15 protein-coding genes and 1 pseudogene are annotated in these 15,462 nt (G+C 72.6%); all 16 read left to right on the forward strand.

What is annotated here, in order from left to right; translation table 11 throughout:
* A partial coding sequence (gene nusA / locus VK501_RS26560) for a transcription termination factor NusA (protein ID WP_324342976.1) occupies positions 1–1,141 on the forward strand: 1,141 nt, incomplete at its 5' end.
* Positions 1,142–1,167: 26 nt separating this feature from the next.
* Positions 1,168–1,404 (forward strand): annotated as a pseudogene (locus VK501_RS28855) (YlxR family protein); the annotation flags it as partial.
* A complete protein-coding gene (gene infB, locus VK501_RS26565) occupies positions 1,382–4,519 on the forward strand; it encodes a translation initiation factor IF-2 (protein WP_324342978.1) in 3,138 nt (1,045 codons plus the stop codon). The pseudogene VK501_RS28855 and the gene infB, both read left to right, overlap by 23 nt.
* A 105-nt stretch (positions 4,520–4,624) precedes the next feature.
* Positions 4,625–4,981: a 30S ribosome-binding factor RbfA gene (gene rbfA, locus VK501_RS26570; RefSeq protein WP_324342979.1), complete on the forward strand. Its 357-nt coding sequence runs from the start codon at positions 4,625–4,627 to the stop codon at positions 4,979–4,981.
* Positions 4,981–5,991: a DHH family phosphoesterase gene (locus tag VK501_RS26575; protein ID WP_324342981.1), complete on the forward strand. Its 1,011-nt coding sequence runs from the start codon at positions 4,981–4,983 to the stop codon at positions 5,989–5,991. The genes rbfA and VK501_RS26575 overlap by 1 nt, the downstream gene beginning before the upstream one ends.
* A gap of 11 nt (positions 5,992–6,002) precedes the next feature.
* Positions 6,003–6,833: a tRNA pseudouridine(55) synthase TruB gene (truB, locus tag VK501_RS26580; protein WP_324342983.1), complete on the forward strand. Its 831-nt coding sequence runs from the start codon at positions 6,003–6,005 to the stop codon at positions 6,831–6,833.
* A complete protein-coding gene (locus VK501_RS26585) occupies positions 6,830–7,711 on the forward strand; it encodes a bifunctional riboflavin kinase/FAD synthetase (protein ID WP_324342984.1) in 882 nt (293 codons plus the stop codon). The genes truB and VK501_RS26585 overlap by 4 nt, the downstream gene beginning before the upstream one ends.
* A gap of 25 nt (positions 7,712–7,736) precedes the next feature.
* Positions 7,737–8,009, forward strand: a complete 273-nt coding sequence (gene rpsO / locus VK501_RS26590) for a 30S ribosomal protein S15 (protein ID WP_324342985.1) — start codon at positions 7,737–7,739, stop codon at positions 8,007–8,009.
* Positions 8,006–8,482, forward strand: a complete 477-nt coding sequence (locus VK501_RS26595) for a redoxin domain-containing protein (protein WP_324342986.1) — start codon at positions 8,006–8,008, stop codon at positions 8,480–8,482. The genes rpsO and VK501_RS26595 overlap by 4 nt, the downstream gene beginning before the upstream one ends.
* Positions 8,483–8,843: 361 nt before the next feature.
* Complete coding sequence (locus VK501_RS26600) at positions 8,844–9,296, forward strand: DsbA family protein (protein WP_324342987.1); 453 nt, start codon at positions 8,844–8,846, stop codon at positions 9,294–9,296.
* A gap of 77 nt (positions 9,297–9,373) precedes the next feature.
* Positions 9,374–11,692: a polyribonucleotide nucleotidyltransferase gene (locus tag VK501_RS26605; RefSeq protein WP_324342988.1), complete on the forward strand. Its 2,319-nt coding sequence runs from the start codon at positions 9,374–9,376 to the stop codon at positions 11,690–11,692.
* Between the two features lie 52 nt (positions 11,693–11,744).
* Positions 11,745–13,001 (forward strand): pitrilysin family protein, encoded by a 1,257-nt coding sequence (locus VK501_RS26610; RefSeq protein ID WP_324343216.1) that lies wholly within the window; start codon positions 11,745–11,747, stop codon positions 12,999–13,001.
* A 17-nt stretch (positions 13,002–13,018) separates the two neighbouring features.
* Entirely contained in the window at positions 13,019–13,678 is a 660-nt protein-coding gene (locus VK501_RS26615) for a 4-hydroxy-tetrahydrodipicolinate reductase (protein ID WP_349261071.1), read from the forward strand.
* A complete protein-coding gene (locus tag VK501_RS26620) occupies positions 13,675–14,598 on the forward strand; it encodes a GNAT family N-acetyltransferase (protein WP_324342990.1) in 924 nt (307 codons plus the stop codon). The genes VK501_RS26615 and VK501_RS26620 overlap by 4 nt, the downstream gene beginning before the upstream one ends.
* Positions 14,599–14,612: 14 nt before the next feature.
* On the forward strand, positions 14,613–14,951 hold the full coding sequence (locus VK501_RS26625; protein WP_324342992.1) for a hypothetical protein: 339 nt from the start codon (positions 14,613–14,615) through the stop codon (positions 14,949–14,951).
* Between the two features lie 98 nt (positions 14,952–15,049).
* Positions 15,050–15,448 (forward strand): hypothetical protein, encoded by a 399-nt coding sequence (locus VK501_RS26630; protein WP_324342994.1) that lies wholly within the window; start codon positions 15,050–15,052, stop codon positions 15,446–15,448.
* Positions 15,449–15,462 lie beyond the last annotated feature (14 nt).

Genomic DNA, 15,462 nt, shown 5'->3' on the forward strand with positions numbered 1-15,462 from the left:
CATCGTCCAGCAGTCGGACTCCCGCTACACGCTCGTGCAGCTGCGCGACCGCGTCGAGGCCCTGCTGCCCAAGAGCGAGCAGGTCGACGGCGAGCGCTACGACCACGGCCAGCGCGTCAAGGCCGTGATCAAGGAGGTCTCTCCCTCCACGAAGGGTCCCTCGATCATCGTCAGCCGCCGCGACGGCGAGCTGATCAAGAAGCTGTTCGAGCTCGAAGTCCCGGAGATCGCCGACGGGCTGGTGGAGATCGCCAACGTCGCCCGCGAACCCGGCTACCGCTCCAAGATCGCGGTCATCTCGCACGCCGACGGCGTCGACCCGGTCGGCGCCTGCGTCGGCCCCCGCGGCTCCCGCGTGCGCATGGTCGTCTCCGAGCTGCGCGGCGAGAAGATCGACATCATCCCCTACAACGACGAGCCCGCGCGGTTCGTCGCCAAGGCGCTGTCGCCCGCCCGCGTCCGCGAGGTGCTCGTCGACGACGAGTCCAAGCAGGCCACGGTCATCGTCCCCGACGACCAGCTGTCGCTGGCCATCGGCCGCGAGGGCCAGAACGCCCGCCTGGCCGCCCGCCTGACCGGCTGGCGCATCGACATCAAGTCCGAGACCGACTTCGCGGCCACGGCCACCGCCTCCGAGGAGTACGAGGGGGAGGAGACCGGCGGGCGCTGCCAGGCCGTCTCCGTGCGCGGCCGGCGCTGCCCGAACGAGGCCCTGCCGGGCTCGCCGTTCTGCGGCCTGCCCAAGCACCAGGCGCTGTCGCGCTTCACGACCGCCGCCGTCGCGATCCTTGAGCCGCTCAGCGACGAGGAGATCGCCGACCTGGCTGATCCGGACAAGACTTGGGACGACGTCGTCGACGTCGTCACCCGCGCCGAGGAGCTCTTCGGCGACCAGGAGGAGATCGTCGCCACCGAAGGCGACGACGACTTCGAGGAGGGTGAGGACGGCGCGCTCATCGGGTCCATCGAGGACGACGTCCTGCCGGTGGAGGGCGAGGAGCCCGTCCAGAACGGCGCGGAGCCGGTCGCCGATGCCGACCCCGCCCTCGAACCCGCGCCGGAGGCCTCCGAGCCCGACGGCGCCGTCGATGCCGAGCCTGACGGCGCGGTCGACGTGGAGTCTGAGGAGCCGGCGTCGTAAGCTCTGTTCCGCAACGGCGCTGCGTCGGCTGCGGGACGATCCGTCCCAAGGCCGAGCTGCTGCGCATCGTTGCGGCTGGGTCCCGGGTCGTCACCGACCCGGGGGCCCGTCTGCCGGGTCGCGGCGCATACGTGTGCGGCCCAGCGTGCGCTGAACAGGCTGTTCAGCGCCGCTCCGTGACCCGTGCGCTGAGGCGCAAGGTGGAGATCCCTCCCGACTTCGTAGAATCAGTGAGACTGCATGGCGAAAAAGCGAATCCATGAGATCGCCAAGGAGCGGGGCATGTCCAGCAAGGACCTGCTCGATCAGCTCCAGGCCGCCGGCCTCGACGTGAAGGCTGCTGCCTCCTCGGTCGAGGAGGCTGACGTGCTGCGCGCGATCAGCACCGGCTCCCAGGCTGCCGGAAACGGCGCCGCGACCTCGAACTCACCTTCAACGCCCGCCCCGAGCGAGGCGAAGCCCGCCGCACCCGCGGCGGCGGAGCCGCCCGCTGGGCGTGGCCAGTCCGCGCGGCCCCCGCAGGGCCGCGGCGCTCCCGTGCGTCCCCCGGAGGGACGCGGTCAGCCCGTGCGGCCGCCCGCCGGCCGCGGACAGCCCGTGCGCCCCGGCAGCGGCGGCGGCGGCCAGGGCCGTGGCGCCCCGGTGCGCCCGCAGCAGGGCGGCCAGGGCGGCGGCGGTGGCCGTGGCGCCCCCGCCGGTCGCGGTGGTCCCGTGCGCCCCGGCCAGGCCGCCGCGCGCGGCGGCCCGCCCCCCGGCAGCCGTCAGCCCGCGCAGCGCGAGCCCATCCGGCCCGTGCCGCGTCGTCCCGTGCTCGACGACCTCCCGGTCGATCCGCGCCGTCAGATGGGCCGTGGTGGCCCGGCTCCCGCCCGTGGCAGCCAGCGTCCCGGCGCACCGGCCCCCGAGCAGCCCGCCGCCCCCGAGCAGGTCACCGAGCCGCAGGTCCCGACGACGCCGGCGCCCGAGCAGGCCGCCGCTCCGGTGACCCCCGAGACGCAGGCTCCGGCGACGCCCGAGACGCAGGCTCCGGCGCCCGCCGCGGAGGCCCCGGCCACTGAGGCCCAGGCCGCCGACGTCCCGGCCACTGAGGCCGCCGCCCCCGCCGAGGCCCCGGCTCCCGCGACACCCGCGGCCGAGCAGCCCGCCGCCGCCGCACCCGACGCCGCCGCACCCGCGGCCGACGCCGGCGCTGCGCCGGCCCCCGAGGCCGCGGCCGCGGCCGCCGCACCGGCCGACGCCAAGCAGGGCGCCGCCGGCGCGAAGCCCGGCAAGGACGACAAGGCCTCCGGGCTCGTCCCGCACGTCGAGCCGCCCAAGCCCGGCACCGGCCCGCGGATCATCTCGGTCCCCGAGCCCCCCAAGCGCCCCAAGCGCGACGAAACGCAGTCCCAGCCTTCGGGCGCGGGCCGTCCCACGCGCGGCGGCATGCGCTCCGAGGGTGGCCCCGGCGTCGGCAAGCGCCGCGTCGTCATCGACTCCCAGGCCGCCCGTCGCGGCCCCGGCGCCGGTCCCGGCCCCGCGCCGCAGCGTCCGCCGCGTCGCCGCCGGCGCCGCCGCCGCACGCCGATGCCCGAGACGCCGGACATGTTGGCTGCCGATCAGCTGACGCGCACCGACACGGTCAAGATCAACTCCGGGTCCAGCGTCAAGGAAGTCGCCGAGTACCTCGGCGTCGGCGTTCCCGAGGTCATCAAGCAGCTCATGGGCATGGGCGTCCTCGCGACGCTCACCCGGACGCTGGCCGACGACCAGATCGAGGCCGTGGCCGAGGCCCTCGGCAAGAAGATGCAGATCGTCCACCTCGGCGACGAGGCCGACGAGGAGATCGAGTACGACGACGCCGATGCGGATCTCGTCGAGCGCCCGCCCGTCGTGACCATCATGGGTCACGTCGACCACGGCAAGACCTCGCTGCTGGACGCCGTCCGCAAGACCGAGGTCGCCGCGGGCGAGGCCGGTGGCATCACGCAGCACATCGGCGCCTACCAGGTCCACCACAACGGCAAGACCATCACCTTCCTGGACACCCCGGGCCACCAGGCGTTCACCGCCATGCGTGCCCGCGGCGCCCGGGTGACCGACATCGCCGTGATCGTGGTCGCCGCCGACGACGGCGCGCGCCCGCAGACCGACGAGGCCATCGACCACGCCCACGCGGCCGACGTGCCGATCGTGGTCGCCGTCAACAAGATCGACAAGGAGGGCGCGGACCCCACCCGGGTGCGCACCGAGCTCACGCAGCGCGGCCTCCAGCCGTCGGACTGGGGCGGCGAGACCGAGTACGTCGACGTCTCGGCCAAGACCGGCCAGAACCTCGAGGACCTCCTCGACACGATCCTGGTCGTCGCCGAGCTCGAGGAGCTCGAGGCCAACCCGAGCGCCGAGGCGTCGGGCGTGGTCATCGAGTCCAAGCTCGATCCGGGCCGTGGCCCGGTCGTGACGGTGCTGATCCAGCGCGGCACGCTGAAGATCGGCGACGCGCTCGTGGCGGGCCCGCAGCCGGGCCGCGTCCGCGCGATGATCGACTACCGTGGCCAGCGGGTGAAGGAAGCGGTCCCCGGCGACCCGGTCGAGATCCTCGGCTTCGACGGCGTCCCCGACGCCGGCGAGCAGGTCCGCGTGGTCGCCAACGACCGCGAGGCCCGTCGCCTGGCCCAGGAGCGCGAGACGCGCGAGAAGTCCGAGCAGATCGCCCGCCGGTCCGGCCGCAAGGTCTCCTTCGAGGACGTGTTCCGGCGCGCCCGCGAGGACGAGCTGGCCGAGCTCGCGCTGGTCGTCAAGGGCGACGTCGCCGGTTCGGTGGAGGCGCTCGAGGACGAGATCGCCCGCCTGCCGCAGGACGAGGTCCTGGTCAACGTCATCCACAGCGGCGTCGGCGGGATCAACGAGTCCGACGTCATGCTGGCCGCCGCGTCGGAGGCCGTGATCATCGGCTTCAACGTCCGGCCGGTGGGCGACGCAGGCTCCCTCGCCGACCGCATGGGCGTCGAGATCCGCAACTACTCGGTCATCTACTCGGTGCTCGACGAGCTGCGGGCGGCCATGCAGGGCCTCCTCACGCCCGACGAGGTCGAGGAGACCATCGGCACCGTCGAGGTCCGTCAGACGTTCCGCGCATCGAAGATCGGCACGATCGCCGGCTCCTACGTCACCGACGGCGTCGTGCGCCGTGGCGCGAAGGTGCGCCTCGTCCGCGACGGCACGGTGGTCACCGAGACGACGATCGACACGCTGCGCCGCTTCAACGAGGACGCCCGCGAGGTCGCCAGCGGCTACGAGTGCGGCATCGTGCTCCACAACGTCCAAGACGTCCGCGAGGGCGACATCCTCGAGGTCTTCGAGACGCGGCAGGTGGAGCGCGAGCTCCAGCCGCAGTGACTGGGGTCGCACCCACCCGCGCGGTGAGCGCCTCAGCGGACAATCCGCACGACATCTGTACAAATCGGCTCTTCGGGGCCCATCCGAGCACCGCGAAGGTCTAGGATGGGTTCCGGAGGAGCACGTATGCGTCGAGTGGACGAGGCCGTCCGCGAAGTCCTCGGCGCTGCCGTGACCCAAGATCTCAAGGACCCCCGGGTCGGATTCGTGACAGTCACCGAGGTGAGGACGAGCCCTGATCTGCGCCAGGCGCGGGTGTTCGTCAGCGTGTTCGGGACCGCCGAGGAGCAGGCGGCGACGCTGGAGGGGCTGAGCTCCGCGCATGGCATCCTCCAGGCGCGGATCGCTCGCGAGCTCCGCATGAAACGCACCCCGGCTCTCGAGTTCGCACTCGACGACACCGCGGAGAAGGCCGCCCGTCTGGAGGCCATCATCGAGGACGTCACGGAGGACGCTGACTGATGGATCGCAACGGGGCCACGGCCGCGCGGCAGCAGGTGCTCGACGAGATCCGCAAGTTGGAGCGGTTCGTGCTCGTGACCCATGAGCACCCCGACGGCGACGCCCTCGGCTCGCTGGTCGCTATGCACAGGATCCTCACGGCGCTGGGCAAGGACTCGGTCATGCTCATGGCGGCCGACGAGTTCCCGCTGCCCTACGAGTACCGCTTCTTCGACCTGCAGGGGCTCTCGACGGTGCCGCCGTCAGACCTCGTGCAGCGCACGATCATCTTCCTCGACTGCGGCAACATCGACCGCACGCCGCTGGCCGTGGTCAAGGGCGACGACGCCCACATCCTCAACATCGACCACCACCACGACAACACGCGCTTCGGCACGGTCGACCTCGTGGATCCGGCGGCCTCGTGCACGGCCGAGATCGTCTGGGACCTCATGCGCACGCTGGGCGTGGAGCCCGACCAGGATCTCGCCGAGGCGCTGTACGTGGGCCTCGTGACCGATACCGGCAAGTTCATGTACGAGAACACCGGGCCGCGGGCGCACGTCATGGCCGCCGAGCTGATCGACGCCGGCGTCGACACCCACGCGATCTACCGCCGCCTCTACGAGGACATGCCCTACGCCAAGCTCGCGCTGCTCGCCCGGGCGCTTGCGCGGGTCGAGCGCCACGACGGCGGCGCGTTGACGATCGCCCACCTGACCCGCGAGGACTTCGACGCCACCGGGGCCGAGGACAGCTACACCGAGGGCATCATCGACCACCTGCGGTCCGTCGAGGGCACGAAGGTGGCGGCGCTGGCCCGCGAGATCGGCATCGACGGCGACGTGCACCACAGCAAGGTCTCGCTGCGCTCGACCGACGGGGAGGTCGACGTGTCGGCCATCGCCCGCGCCGGCGGCGGGGGCGGGCACCGCCAGGCCGCCGGGTTCTCCACCGAGCTCGACGACGAGCAGCTCGTGGCCTTCCTGCGTGAGCAGATCGCCGCGCAGATGGCGCTGTCGTCGACGTAGGAGCCTTCGCCATGGAGGGTGTACTGCTCGTCGACAAGCCGGCCGGGCCGACGTCGCACGACGTCGTCGCCCGCGTGCGGCGCGCGCTGCCGCGCGGGGTCAAGGTCGGCCACACCGGCACGCTGGACCCGTTCGCCACGGGTCTGCTCATCGTGCTGCTGGGGCGGGCCACGCGCGTCCAGCGGTTCCTGATGGAGCTGCCCAAGTCCTACGAGACGGTCGCGCGGCTGGGGTGGACGTCGACCACCGGCGACCCCGAGGGCGAGCTGGTCCACACGGGCCGGACGCCGGCCGATCCGCCGGCGCTGCCGACCGGCCTGGTCCGCCAGCGCCCGCCGGCCTACAGCGCCATCAAGATCGGCGGCCGGCGCGCCTACGCGATCGCCCGCGCCGGCGAGGTCGTGGAGATCCCGGAGCGTGAGGTGCACGTGGAGCGCTTCGAGCAGCTCTGGCGCGAGGACGACCGCGCGGCGTTCGCCATCGACTGCTCCTCGGGCACCTATGTGCGCTCGCTGATCGCCGACCTCGACGACGCGTACTGCGTGGAGCTGCGCCGGACCGCGATCGGGCCGTTCCGGGTCGCTGATGCGGTGGCGCCGCCCGAGCGTGACGCCACGGGCCTCGCCGGCGAGCCGCTGTCGCTGGCGCGCGCGCTCGCCGATGTGCTGCCGTCGCACACGCTGGACGAGGCGCTCGCCGTGCGTGCCGGATACGGCCAGACCGTGCCGGTCGACGCGGCGCCCGCCGGCCACGTGCTGCTGCTCGACCCGGCGGGCGAGCCGGTGTGCGTCGCGGAGCTGGCGGACGGTCTCGCCAAGCCCCGCGTAGGCTTCCGGGCGTGAAGCTCACGTACCTGCCTGACGTGGTGCCGCGGCCCCGCCGGGTGGCCATCGGCACGTTCGACGGCGTCCACCTCGGCCACCGCGAGGTCATCGGCGGCGCCGACACGGTCGTCACCTTCGATCCGCACCCACAGGCGGTCGTCGCGCCCGGCACGCAGCCGCGGCTGCTGACGACCCTGGATCGCAAGGCCGAGCTGGTCGCGTCGCTCGGCGTGGAGGAGCTCGTCGTGATCCCGTTCGACGGCGCGTTCGCCGAGCGCAGCGCGCAGGACTTCGTCGACCACGTCCTCGTCGAGCGCGTGGCCGCAACGCACGTGAGCGTGGGGGAGAACTTCCGCTTCGGCCACAAGGCCCAGGGCGACGTCGCGCTGCTCGGCGCCGACGAGCGGTTCGAGACGCGGGTCGTGCCGCTGCTGGAGGTCGACGGCGAGGTCGTCAGCTCCAGCCACATCCGCGGCCTCGTCGCCGGGGGCGCCGTGCACTACGCCGACGAGCTGCTCGGCGCGCCGTTCGCGGTCGACGGCGCGGTCCAGCACGGCGACAAGCGCGGCCGCACCCTCGGCTTCCCGACGGCCAACCTCGTGCCGGCTCCCGGCTTCGTCGTGCCCGGCCATGGCGTCTACGCGTCCCGCGTGCACCTCGCCGACGGCACGCGGGTGCCGGCGGCCACCAACGTCGGCGTGCGGCCCCAGTTCGTGACCGGACGGGGCGAGCTGATCGAGGCGTTCCTCATCGACTGGGGCGGCGACCTCTACGGCCAGCGGATCCGGATCGAGTTCCTGCGCCGGCTGCGCGGAGAGCGCCGCTTCGACAGCGTCGAGGGGCTGATCGAGCAGATGGGACGCGACGTCGACGAGGCGCGAAGCCTCGCCGGTTAGCCCCTGCTAGCCTCTCACGCCGCACATGAGCACGCTGACCGCAGAACGCAAGCAGGAGATCGTCGCCAAGTTTGGGGAGACCGCCCAGGACACCGGAAGCACCCGTGTCCAGGTCGCTCTGCTCACCGCGCGCATCAACGATCTCACCGAACACCTTCGCGAGCACAAGAAGGATCACCACAGCCGTCGCGGGCTGCTCATGCTGGTCGGCCAGCGTCGTCGTCTCCTGAACTACCAGGCGAAGAACGACCTCGAGGGCTACCGCGCCCTCATCGCCGAGCTCGGCCTGCGTCGGTGACGATCATCGCTGCGGGGACCAAGGTCCCCGACTTCGTCCTGCACCGCGCGGACGGCAGCGAGTTCACCGAGAAGGACCTCCAGGGCACCACGACGGTCCTGGTCTTCTACCCGTTCGCCTTCAGCCCGGTCTGCACCGACCAGCTGCAGGTCTACGAGGAGGCCGTCGACGAGCTGCGCGAGCAGGGCGCGACGCTGTACGGCGTCTCGACCGACCCGACGTACGCGCAGACGGCCTTCCAGGAGAGGCTCGGCGTCTCGATCGAGCAGCTCTCCGACTTCGAGCCCAAGGGCGCGACCGCCCGCAAGCTCGGCGCCTACTTCGAGCCCGGGGGCATGACCAACCGCGCGCTGGTCATCGTCGGCCCCGACGGCACCGTCGCCTGGTCGCATCTCGCCGGATCACCCGGCGACCTGCCCGGCGTCAACCTGATCTTCGACGGCCTCGCGGCCGTCGCGGGTCGCGCCGCTTAGCGCGGGCGCAGCGACGGCGACGGCGGCGCGTCGATGGCGTTCCGCGCGGGCGCGGTCGTTCTGCGGCGCGTGGCCTGGGATCACCGACGAGAACGAGCGCTGGGGTGGGCGCCGGCGGGGTCGGTCGTCCGCGCGCGCCGGGGGCGGACGGGACCGATGTCGAGTTGACGTTGGCATCCAACGACAACTCGCCATCGGCCGTCGAGGGACGGATGGCAGGTCGGGGTCGCATACCGACCCCGGCGCGCCATCCCTGGGCGGGCGGGACCGAACCCCGCCCCACGAGGCCGGCGGACGACGGGTGCCTGCGTCACCCCGGCGCCCGCGCTGGGCCCCATGGTCGTTGTACGGTCCAGGCCTGATGGGCGATCTCACCAGCGCGGCGGTCGCGGGACCGCGGCCCGAGGACCATGTCCGGGGCGACGGCGAGCTGGTCGTCATGTACGCCGACTTCAGCTGCCCCCGCTGCGCGGTCGCCGCGCTCGAGCTCCGCGCCGGCGGGGCGCGCGTCGTCTTCCGCCACTTCGCGCTCAAGACCCGGCACCCGCGGGCCGTCGCGCTGGCCCACGCCGCCGAGGCCGCCGCCCTCCAGGGCGCGTTCTGGCCCTTCCACGACGCGCTCTTCGCCGACCAGGGCCATCTCGACGACCCGCACCTGTGGGAGCGCTGCGAGCGGCTCGGCCTGGACGTGGCGCGCTTCGACGCCGATCGCCGCCGGCCCGAGGTCGCGGCGCACGTCCAGCGGGACCTGCGCGAGGGAATGCGCGCGGGCGTGACCGCGACGCCTGCCCTGCTCCGTCCCTCGGTAGACTGAGGCGGAACTTTCGGATCGTGAGACAAGAGACACCCGGCCCGCCGAGTCCGACGCGCGGGCCCCAGGAGGATTGACATATGTCAAATGACGCTGTGACCACGGTCACCGTCGAGATCGCCGGCTCGGAGATCTCATTCGAGACGGGCAAGATGGCCAAGCAGGCCTCTGGCGCCGTCGTCGTCCGCCAGGGCGACACGATGGTGCTCAACACCGCCACCATCGGCAACCTTCGCGACATCGACTTCCTGCCGCTGAGCGTGGACGTCGAGGAGCGCATGTACGCCGCGGGCAAGATCCCCGGTTCGTTCTTCAAGCGCGAGGGTCGTTCCGGCGAGAAGGGCACCCTCACCGCCCGCATGATCGACCGGCCGATCCGCCCGCTCTTCCCCAAGGGTTGGCGCTACGAGACGCAGATCGTCGCGATCCCGCTCTCGATCGACCACGTCCACCCGTACGACATCCTGGCCATGAACGGCGCCTCCGCGGCCCTCATGCTCAGCCCGGTCCCGCTGCCCAACCCCGTGGGCGCGGTGCGCATCGGCAAGATCGACGGCAACTTCGTGGTCAACCCGCCCGAGGAGGACCTCCTCGACAACACCGACCTCGACCTGATCGTGGCCGGCACCGACGAGGCCATCCTGATGGTCGAGGCCGGCGCCAACGAGGTGTCCGAGGCCGAGATCCTCGACGCGCTCGACATCGCGCACGACGCGATCAAGAAGCTCGTCGCCGCTCAGTGGGAGCTGCGCGAGAAGGCCGGCAAGGAGAACCTCGTCGTCGAGGTCCCGGGCGTCGACCCGGGCCTGCTGAGCGAGATCGAGGCCAGCCACGGCGGCCAGCTGCGCGACGCGACGCAGGTCTTCGACAAGCTCGAGCGCCAGGCCGCGACCAAGGCCCTCGAGACCGCGGTCGTCGAGAAGTACTCCGGCGACCCCGAGGCCGACACCTACGGCGAGTACAGCACCAAGGCCCGGGCCGCGTTCGCCAAGCTCGAGAAGCAGATCATCCGCGAGCGGATCGCCAAGGAGAAGAAGCGTCCCGACGGGCGCGGCGAGCGCGAGATCCGGCCGATCTCGATCGAGACCTCGGTCGCTCCCCGCACGCACGGCTCCGCGCTCTTCACCCGCGGCCAGACCCAGGCCCTCAGCGTCGCCGCCCTCGGCACGCTGAAGGAGGAGATGCGGCTCGACACCCTCGGGCTCGAGACCAAGAAGTACTACTGGCACCACTACAACTTCCCGGCGTTCTCCGTCGGTGAGACCGGCTTCATGCGCGGCCCCAAGCGCCGTGACATCGGCCACGGCGCGCTCGCCGAGCGCGCGCTGGTGCCCGTCGTCCCGTCGATCGAGGACTTCCCCTACACGATCCGCGTGGTCTCCGACATCCTCGAGTCCAACGGCTCGTCGTCGATGGCGTCGGTCTGCGGATCCTCGCTGTGCCTGATGGACGCGGGCGTGCCGATCAAGGCGCCCGTCGCCGGCATCGCGATGGGGCTCATCAAGGAGGGCGACGACTACACCGTCCTCACCGACATCGCCGGCGTCGAGGACCACCTCGGCGACATGGACTTCAAGGTCGCCGGCACGTCGGAGGGCATCACCGCCCTGCAGATGGACATCAAGATCACGGGCGTCACGTTCGACATCCTGCGTGACGCGCTGGCGCAGGCCAAGGACGCCCGCCTGGACATCCTCGGCCAGATGCACGAGGCCCTGCCGGCCCCGCGCGAGCAGCTGTCGCAGTACGCGCCGCGCATCCTCACGGTGCAGATCGACCCGTCCAAGATCGGCCTGCTGATCGGCAAGGGCGGCGAGACGATCCGCGGCCTGTCGGAGGAGTTCGAGTCCCAGATCGACGTCAACGACGACGGTCAGGTCCTCGTGTACTCCGCCAACGGCGAGCTCGGCGAGAAGCTGGCCGAGCGGATCCGGTCCATGACCAAGGAGGTCGAGGTCGGCGACGCCTTCAAGGGCAAGGTCGTCAAGACCACGACGTTCGGCGCCTTCGTCGAGCTGGCCAAGGGCACCGACGGCCTGCTGCACATCAGCAACGTCGCGCCGGGCGAGCGCGTCGACACGGTCGAGCAGGTCCTCAACAAGGGCGACGAGATCGACGTCCGCGTGGTCGAGGTCGACCGCGAGCGTGGCCGCATCGGCCTGCGCCTCGCCGAGGACCCCGAGATCGCCGGCAAGTCGGTCGAGGAGCTCGCCACGGTCAACGCCGGCGGTGGCGGCAACGGCGGCGGCCCGCGGCGTGAGCGCGGCGGCGACCGCGGCCCGCGCGGCGGTGGGGGCGGCGGCGACCGCGGCCCCCGCGGCGACCGTGACGGCGGCGACCGCCCGCGCGGCTCCGGCCGCCCGCGGCACCGTTCCGACCGCGATCCCGACCGCGACTGACGGAGCCACGGCTCTGCGCGAAGACCATCGCCTGACCGAGTTGCCCTCGGGCGTGCGGATCGTCACGGAGTCCATGGACTCCGTGCGATCCGCGGCCCTGGGGTTCTGGATCGGCACGGGCTCGGGGTTCGAGGACGCCGACCGTGCGGGCCTGTCCCACCTGCTGGAGCACATGCTCTTCCGGGGGACGGACCGCTACGAGTCGGTGCAGATCGACCAGCTGTTCGACGGCATGGGCGCCGAGATCAACGCGGGCACCGGCAAGGAGACCACCTCGGTCTACAGCCGCGTGCTCGACGTGCATCTCGAGCAGGCCTTCGACGTCATGGCCGACATGGTGTGGCGTCCGCGCATCGCCGACGAGGACCTCGCCCAAGAGCGCGAGATCGTCCTCGAGGAGATCGCGATGTACGAGGACGACCCGCAGGACCGCGTCTTCGACGTGCTCGGCGAGGCCGTCTTCGGCGATCACCCGCTCGGACGGGCGATCATCGGGACGCGTGAGGTCGTGTCCGGCACGCCCGCCGCCGAGCTGACCGCCTTCCACGCCGGGCGCTACACCACCCAGAACGTGGTCGTCGCGGCCGCCGGGTCGGTCGACCACGACCGCATCGTCGAGCTCGTGCAGCAGACGATCGGCGATCCGGTGCGCACGGGCGCGCCGCCGGCGCCGCTGGCGCTCCCGACCGGCGCGGTGGCCCGCCGCCGGTTCTTCGCCAAGGAGACCGAGCAGTACCACGTGGCGCTCGGCGCCCCGGGCGTGGCCCGCGACGACGACCGTCGCTTCGTGCTGCGCGTGCTGGACGGCGTGCTCGGCGGGACCTCCTCGTCGCGCCTGTTCCAGGAGGTGCGCGAGAAGCGCGGCCTGGCCTACTCGGTCTACTCGTTCACGGGGTCCTACGCGGGCACCGGCCAGATCGGCCTGTACCTGGGCACCCGGCCCGACAACGTGCAGAAGGCGATGAAGGTCGTCGGCGAGGAGCTCGAGCGGCTGCTGGCCGACGGCATCACCGCCGAGGAGCTGCACCGCTCCAAGGAGAACGTGAAGGGCCGGGTCGTGCTGGCGCTCGAGTCCACGACGGCGCGGATGAACCGCCTCGGGTCCTCGGTGCTGGCCGACATGCCGGTGCTCACGGTCGACGACGTCGTCGAGCGCATCGACGCGGTCACGGCCGACGAGGTCGTGGCGCTGGCGCGGGAGCTGTACGCGCCGGAGAAGCTCAGCGCGGCCGGCATCGGCGGCGACGAGTCCGTGTTCCGCAACGCGCTCGTGCCGGTCAGCCCCGCGCTGGCCGACCTGGTGGCATGAGCGCGCCGCCTGCGGTGCTGCGCGTCGGCGTCGCCGGCGCGGCGGGGAAGGTCGGGCAGGCGATCTGCGTGGGGGTGGAGGAGGCGAGCGATCTCGTCCTCGCCGGTCGCGCGGATCCAGCGCTCGGCACCTCGCTGTCCGACATCCTCGGCGACTGCGACGTCGTCGTGGACTTCACGCGGCCCGACACGGCGCTGGACAACGCGATCGCGTGCGTCGAGGCCGGCGTGCACGTCGTCATCGGGACGACGGGCTTCGACCCCGCGCCGCTGCGCGAGATCCGGCCCCGCCCGCCCGGGAACGCGTTCCTCGCGCCGAACTTCGCGATCGGCGCGGTGCTGATGATGCGCTTCGCGGCCGAGGCCTCTCAGCACATGGCCAAGGCCGAGATCATCGAGCTGCACCACGACGCCAAGCTCGACGCGCCTTCGGGCACGGCCAAGCGCACGGCGGAGCTCATGGACGGCGACGTGCCGATCCACTCGGTGCGGCTGCCGGGGCTCGTGGCCCATCAGGAGGTCCTGCTCGGCGACGTCGGTCAGACGCTGACGATCCGCCACGACTCGACCGACCGGACAGGGTTCGTGCCCGGCGTGCTGCTGGCCGTGCGCCGCGTCGCCGACCAGGACGAGCCGCTGGTCGTGGGACTCGAGCAGCTCCTCTTCCCGGCGGCGTGATCCGCCCCGCCGGGCGCGCCGACGCGCGCGCCATCGCCGAGCTGGAGGTCCGGGCGTGGCGCTGGGCGTTCGTCGACGTCGTGCCCGACGGCGACATGCCGACGATCGAGGCGCGCGAGGCGCGGTGGACCGGCGGGGCGCTGGACGGCGCGTTCGTGGCCGAGGTCGAGGGGCGCATCGCGGGTGTGGTGCAGATCGGGCCCGAGCCGGCCGAGGTCGACGGCGCGGTCGGCCGGCTGCGCGGGCTCTACGTCGATCCCGCGGCCCAGGGCGCGGGGCTGGGCGCGGCGCTGCACGACCACGCGGTGCAGGCGCTGCGGGCGTCGGGGTTCGGCTCCGCCATCCTCGAGGTGTTCACGGCCAACGGCCACGCCCGGGGGTTCTACGAGCGGCGCGGATGGGAGCCCGCCGGCGAGGCGCAGGAGTGGGCCGGGGTCCCGAGCATTCGCTACCGCCTCAGCCTTGGCGGCATGACGATCCGCCTCGTCAAGGCCGGCGACGTGCACGCCATCGCCGCGCTGCAGGTCCGCGCTTGGCGCGCCGAGTACGCCGGGTTCGTGGACGAGGCCGACATGCCCACGATCGCCGACCGCACCGGGCTGTGGAACGGCGTGCGCCCCGGCGAGGCGTGGCTGGCCGAGCAGGACGGCTCGATCGCCGGCGTGGTCGGCGTGGCCGAGGGCGAGATCGGGATCCTCCACGTGGATCCCGCCTTCCGCGACAGCGAGGTGGGCAGCGCGCTGCTGGGACACGCGGAGGGCGTGCTGCGCGACCGCGGCCACACGATGGCGCTGCTCTGGACGTTCCGCGAGAACGCCGCGAGCCGCGCGCTCTACGAGCGCCACGGCTGGACCCTGGACGGCGCCGAGCAGGAGCGGTCGCCCGGGGTCTCCGAGGTCCGCTACCGGCGCGCCCTGTAGCGCGCGCCCCGCGCATGCTGGTCGCCGTCACCGATCACGCCGTGGAGCGCTTCCGCCAGCGCGTCGCCGGCACGCTGGACGCGCGGACCGAGATCATCGGGCGCGTCACCCGGGCGGTGCAGGCCGGACGCCTGACCGACGATCCGCCGCCGGGCGCGACCGCCGCCCGCGGCTCCGTCTACGTCCGTGACCTCGTCGATCGCTCGGTGGTCTTCGTCTGCCGGCGCGAGGGTGCGGAGCTGATCGTCGTGACCCTGTGGGAGCAGGAGGGCGGGGTGGCCCCGCCGCGCGTGCCACGGCGCTACACCGACGCGCTCAAGCGCGACGACGAACGACGCCGCGACGCCGAATAGGGGTGCCTGGACGACCTGGCATGGTCCGTGCATTGCGACGGGCAGGGGTGGGGAGTACGGTCGAAGGAGCGGAAGCTCTCACCCGAAGAGGAGCAGTGATGTACCGGACCAAGCTCCTCGTCGTGGCCAACCAGACGGTCGACTCCGACGAGCTGTACGACACCCTGCGCGCCCGCGCCGACCGAGGCCCGCTCGCGGTCACCCTGCTGGTGCCCCAGGACTCGCAGGCGGGCTCGGCCCACCGCGTCAACGCGGCGCTGGAGCGCCTGCACGCGGCCGGGATCGAGGCGGAGGCCATGCTCGGCGACGTCGACCCGGCGTGCGCGGTCATCGAGATCTGGGATCCGCGGCGCTGGGACGAGGTCCTCGTCTCGACCCTGCCGACCGGCACTTCGCGCTGGCTGCGCATCGACCTGCCCCAGCGCATCGGCCGTGCGGTCGACGCCCCGGTGACCCACATCGTGTCCGAGCGCGCACCGGCGCGGACGGTCGCCTAGCTAGGTCCCCAGTC

This window comes from Baekduia sp. (genome assembly GCF_035318805.1).
Taxonomy (GTDB): domain Bacteria; phylum Actinomycetota; class Thermoleophilia; order Solirubrobacterales; family Solirubrobacteraceae; genus Baekduia.

Excerpts from the sequence above, each read along its gene's own strand:
- VK501_RS26600 (WP_324342987.1), top strand. The coding sequence starts at position 8,844 with ATGGGCGATCTCACCAGCGCGGCGGTCGCGGGACCGCGGCCCGAGGAC.
- VK501_RS26605 (WP_324342988.1), top strand. The coding sequence starts at position 9,374 with ATGTCAAATGACGCTGTGACCACGGTCACCGTCGAGATCGCCGGCTCG.
- VK501_RS26625 (WP_324342992.1), top strand. The coding sequence starts at position 14,613 with ATGCTGGTCGCCGTCACCGATCACGCCGTGGAGCGCTTCCGCCAGCGC.
- VK501_RS26630 (WP_324342994.1), top strand. The coding sequence starts at position 15,050 with ATGTACCGGACCAAGCTCCTCGTCGTGGCCAACCAGACGGTCGACTCC.
- infB (WP_324342978.1), top strand. The coding sequence starts at position 1,382 with ATGGCGAAAAAGCGAATCCATGAGATCGCCAAGGAGCGGGGCATGTCC.
- truB (WP_324342983.1), top strand. The coding sequence starts at position 6,003 with ATGGAGGGTGTACTGCTCGTCGACAAGCCGGCCGGGCCGACGTCGCAC.
- rpsO (WP_324342985.1), top strand. The coding sequence starts at position 7,737 with ATGAGCACGCTGACCGCAGAACGCAAGCAGGAGATCGTCGCCAAGTTT.
- rbfA (WP_324342979.1), top strand. The coding sequence starts at position 4,625 with ATGGGTTCCGGAGGAGCACGTATGCGTCGAGTGGACGAGGCCGTCCGC.
- VK501_RS26575 (WP_324342981.1), top strand. The coding sequence starts at position 4,981 with ATGGATCGCAACGGGGCCACGGCCGCGCGGCAGCAGGTGCTCGACGAG.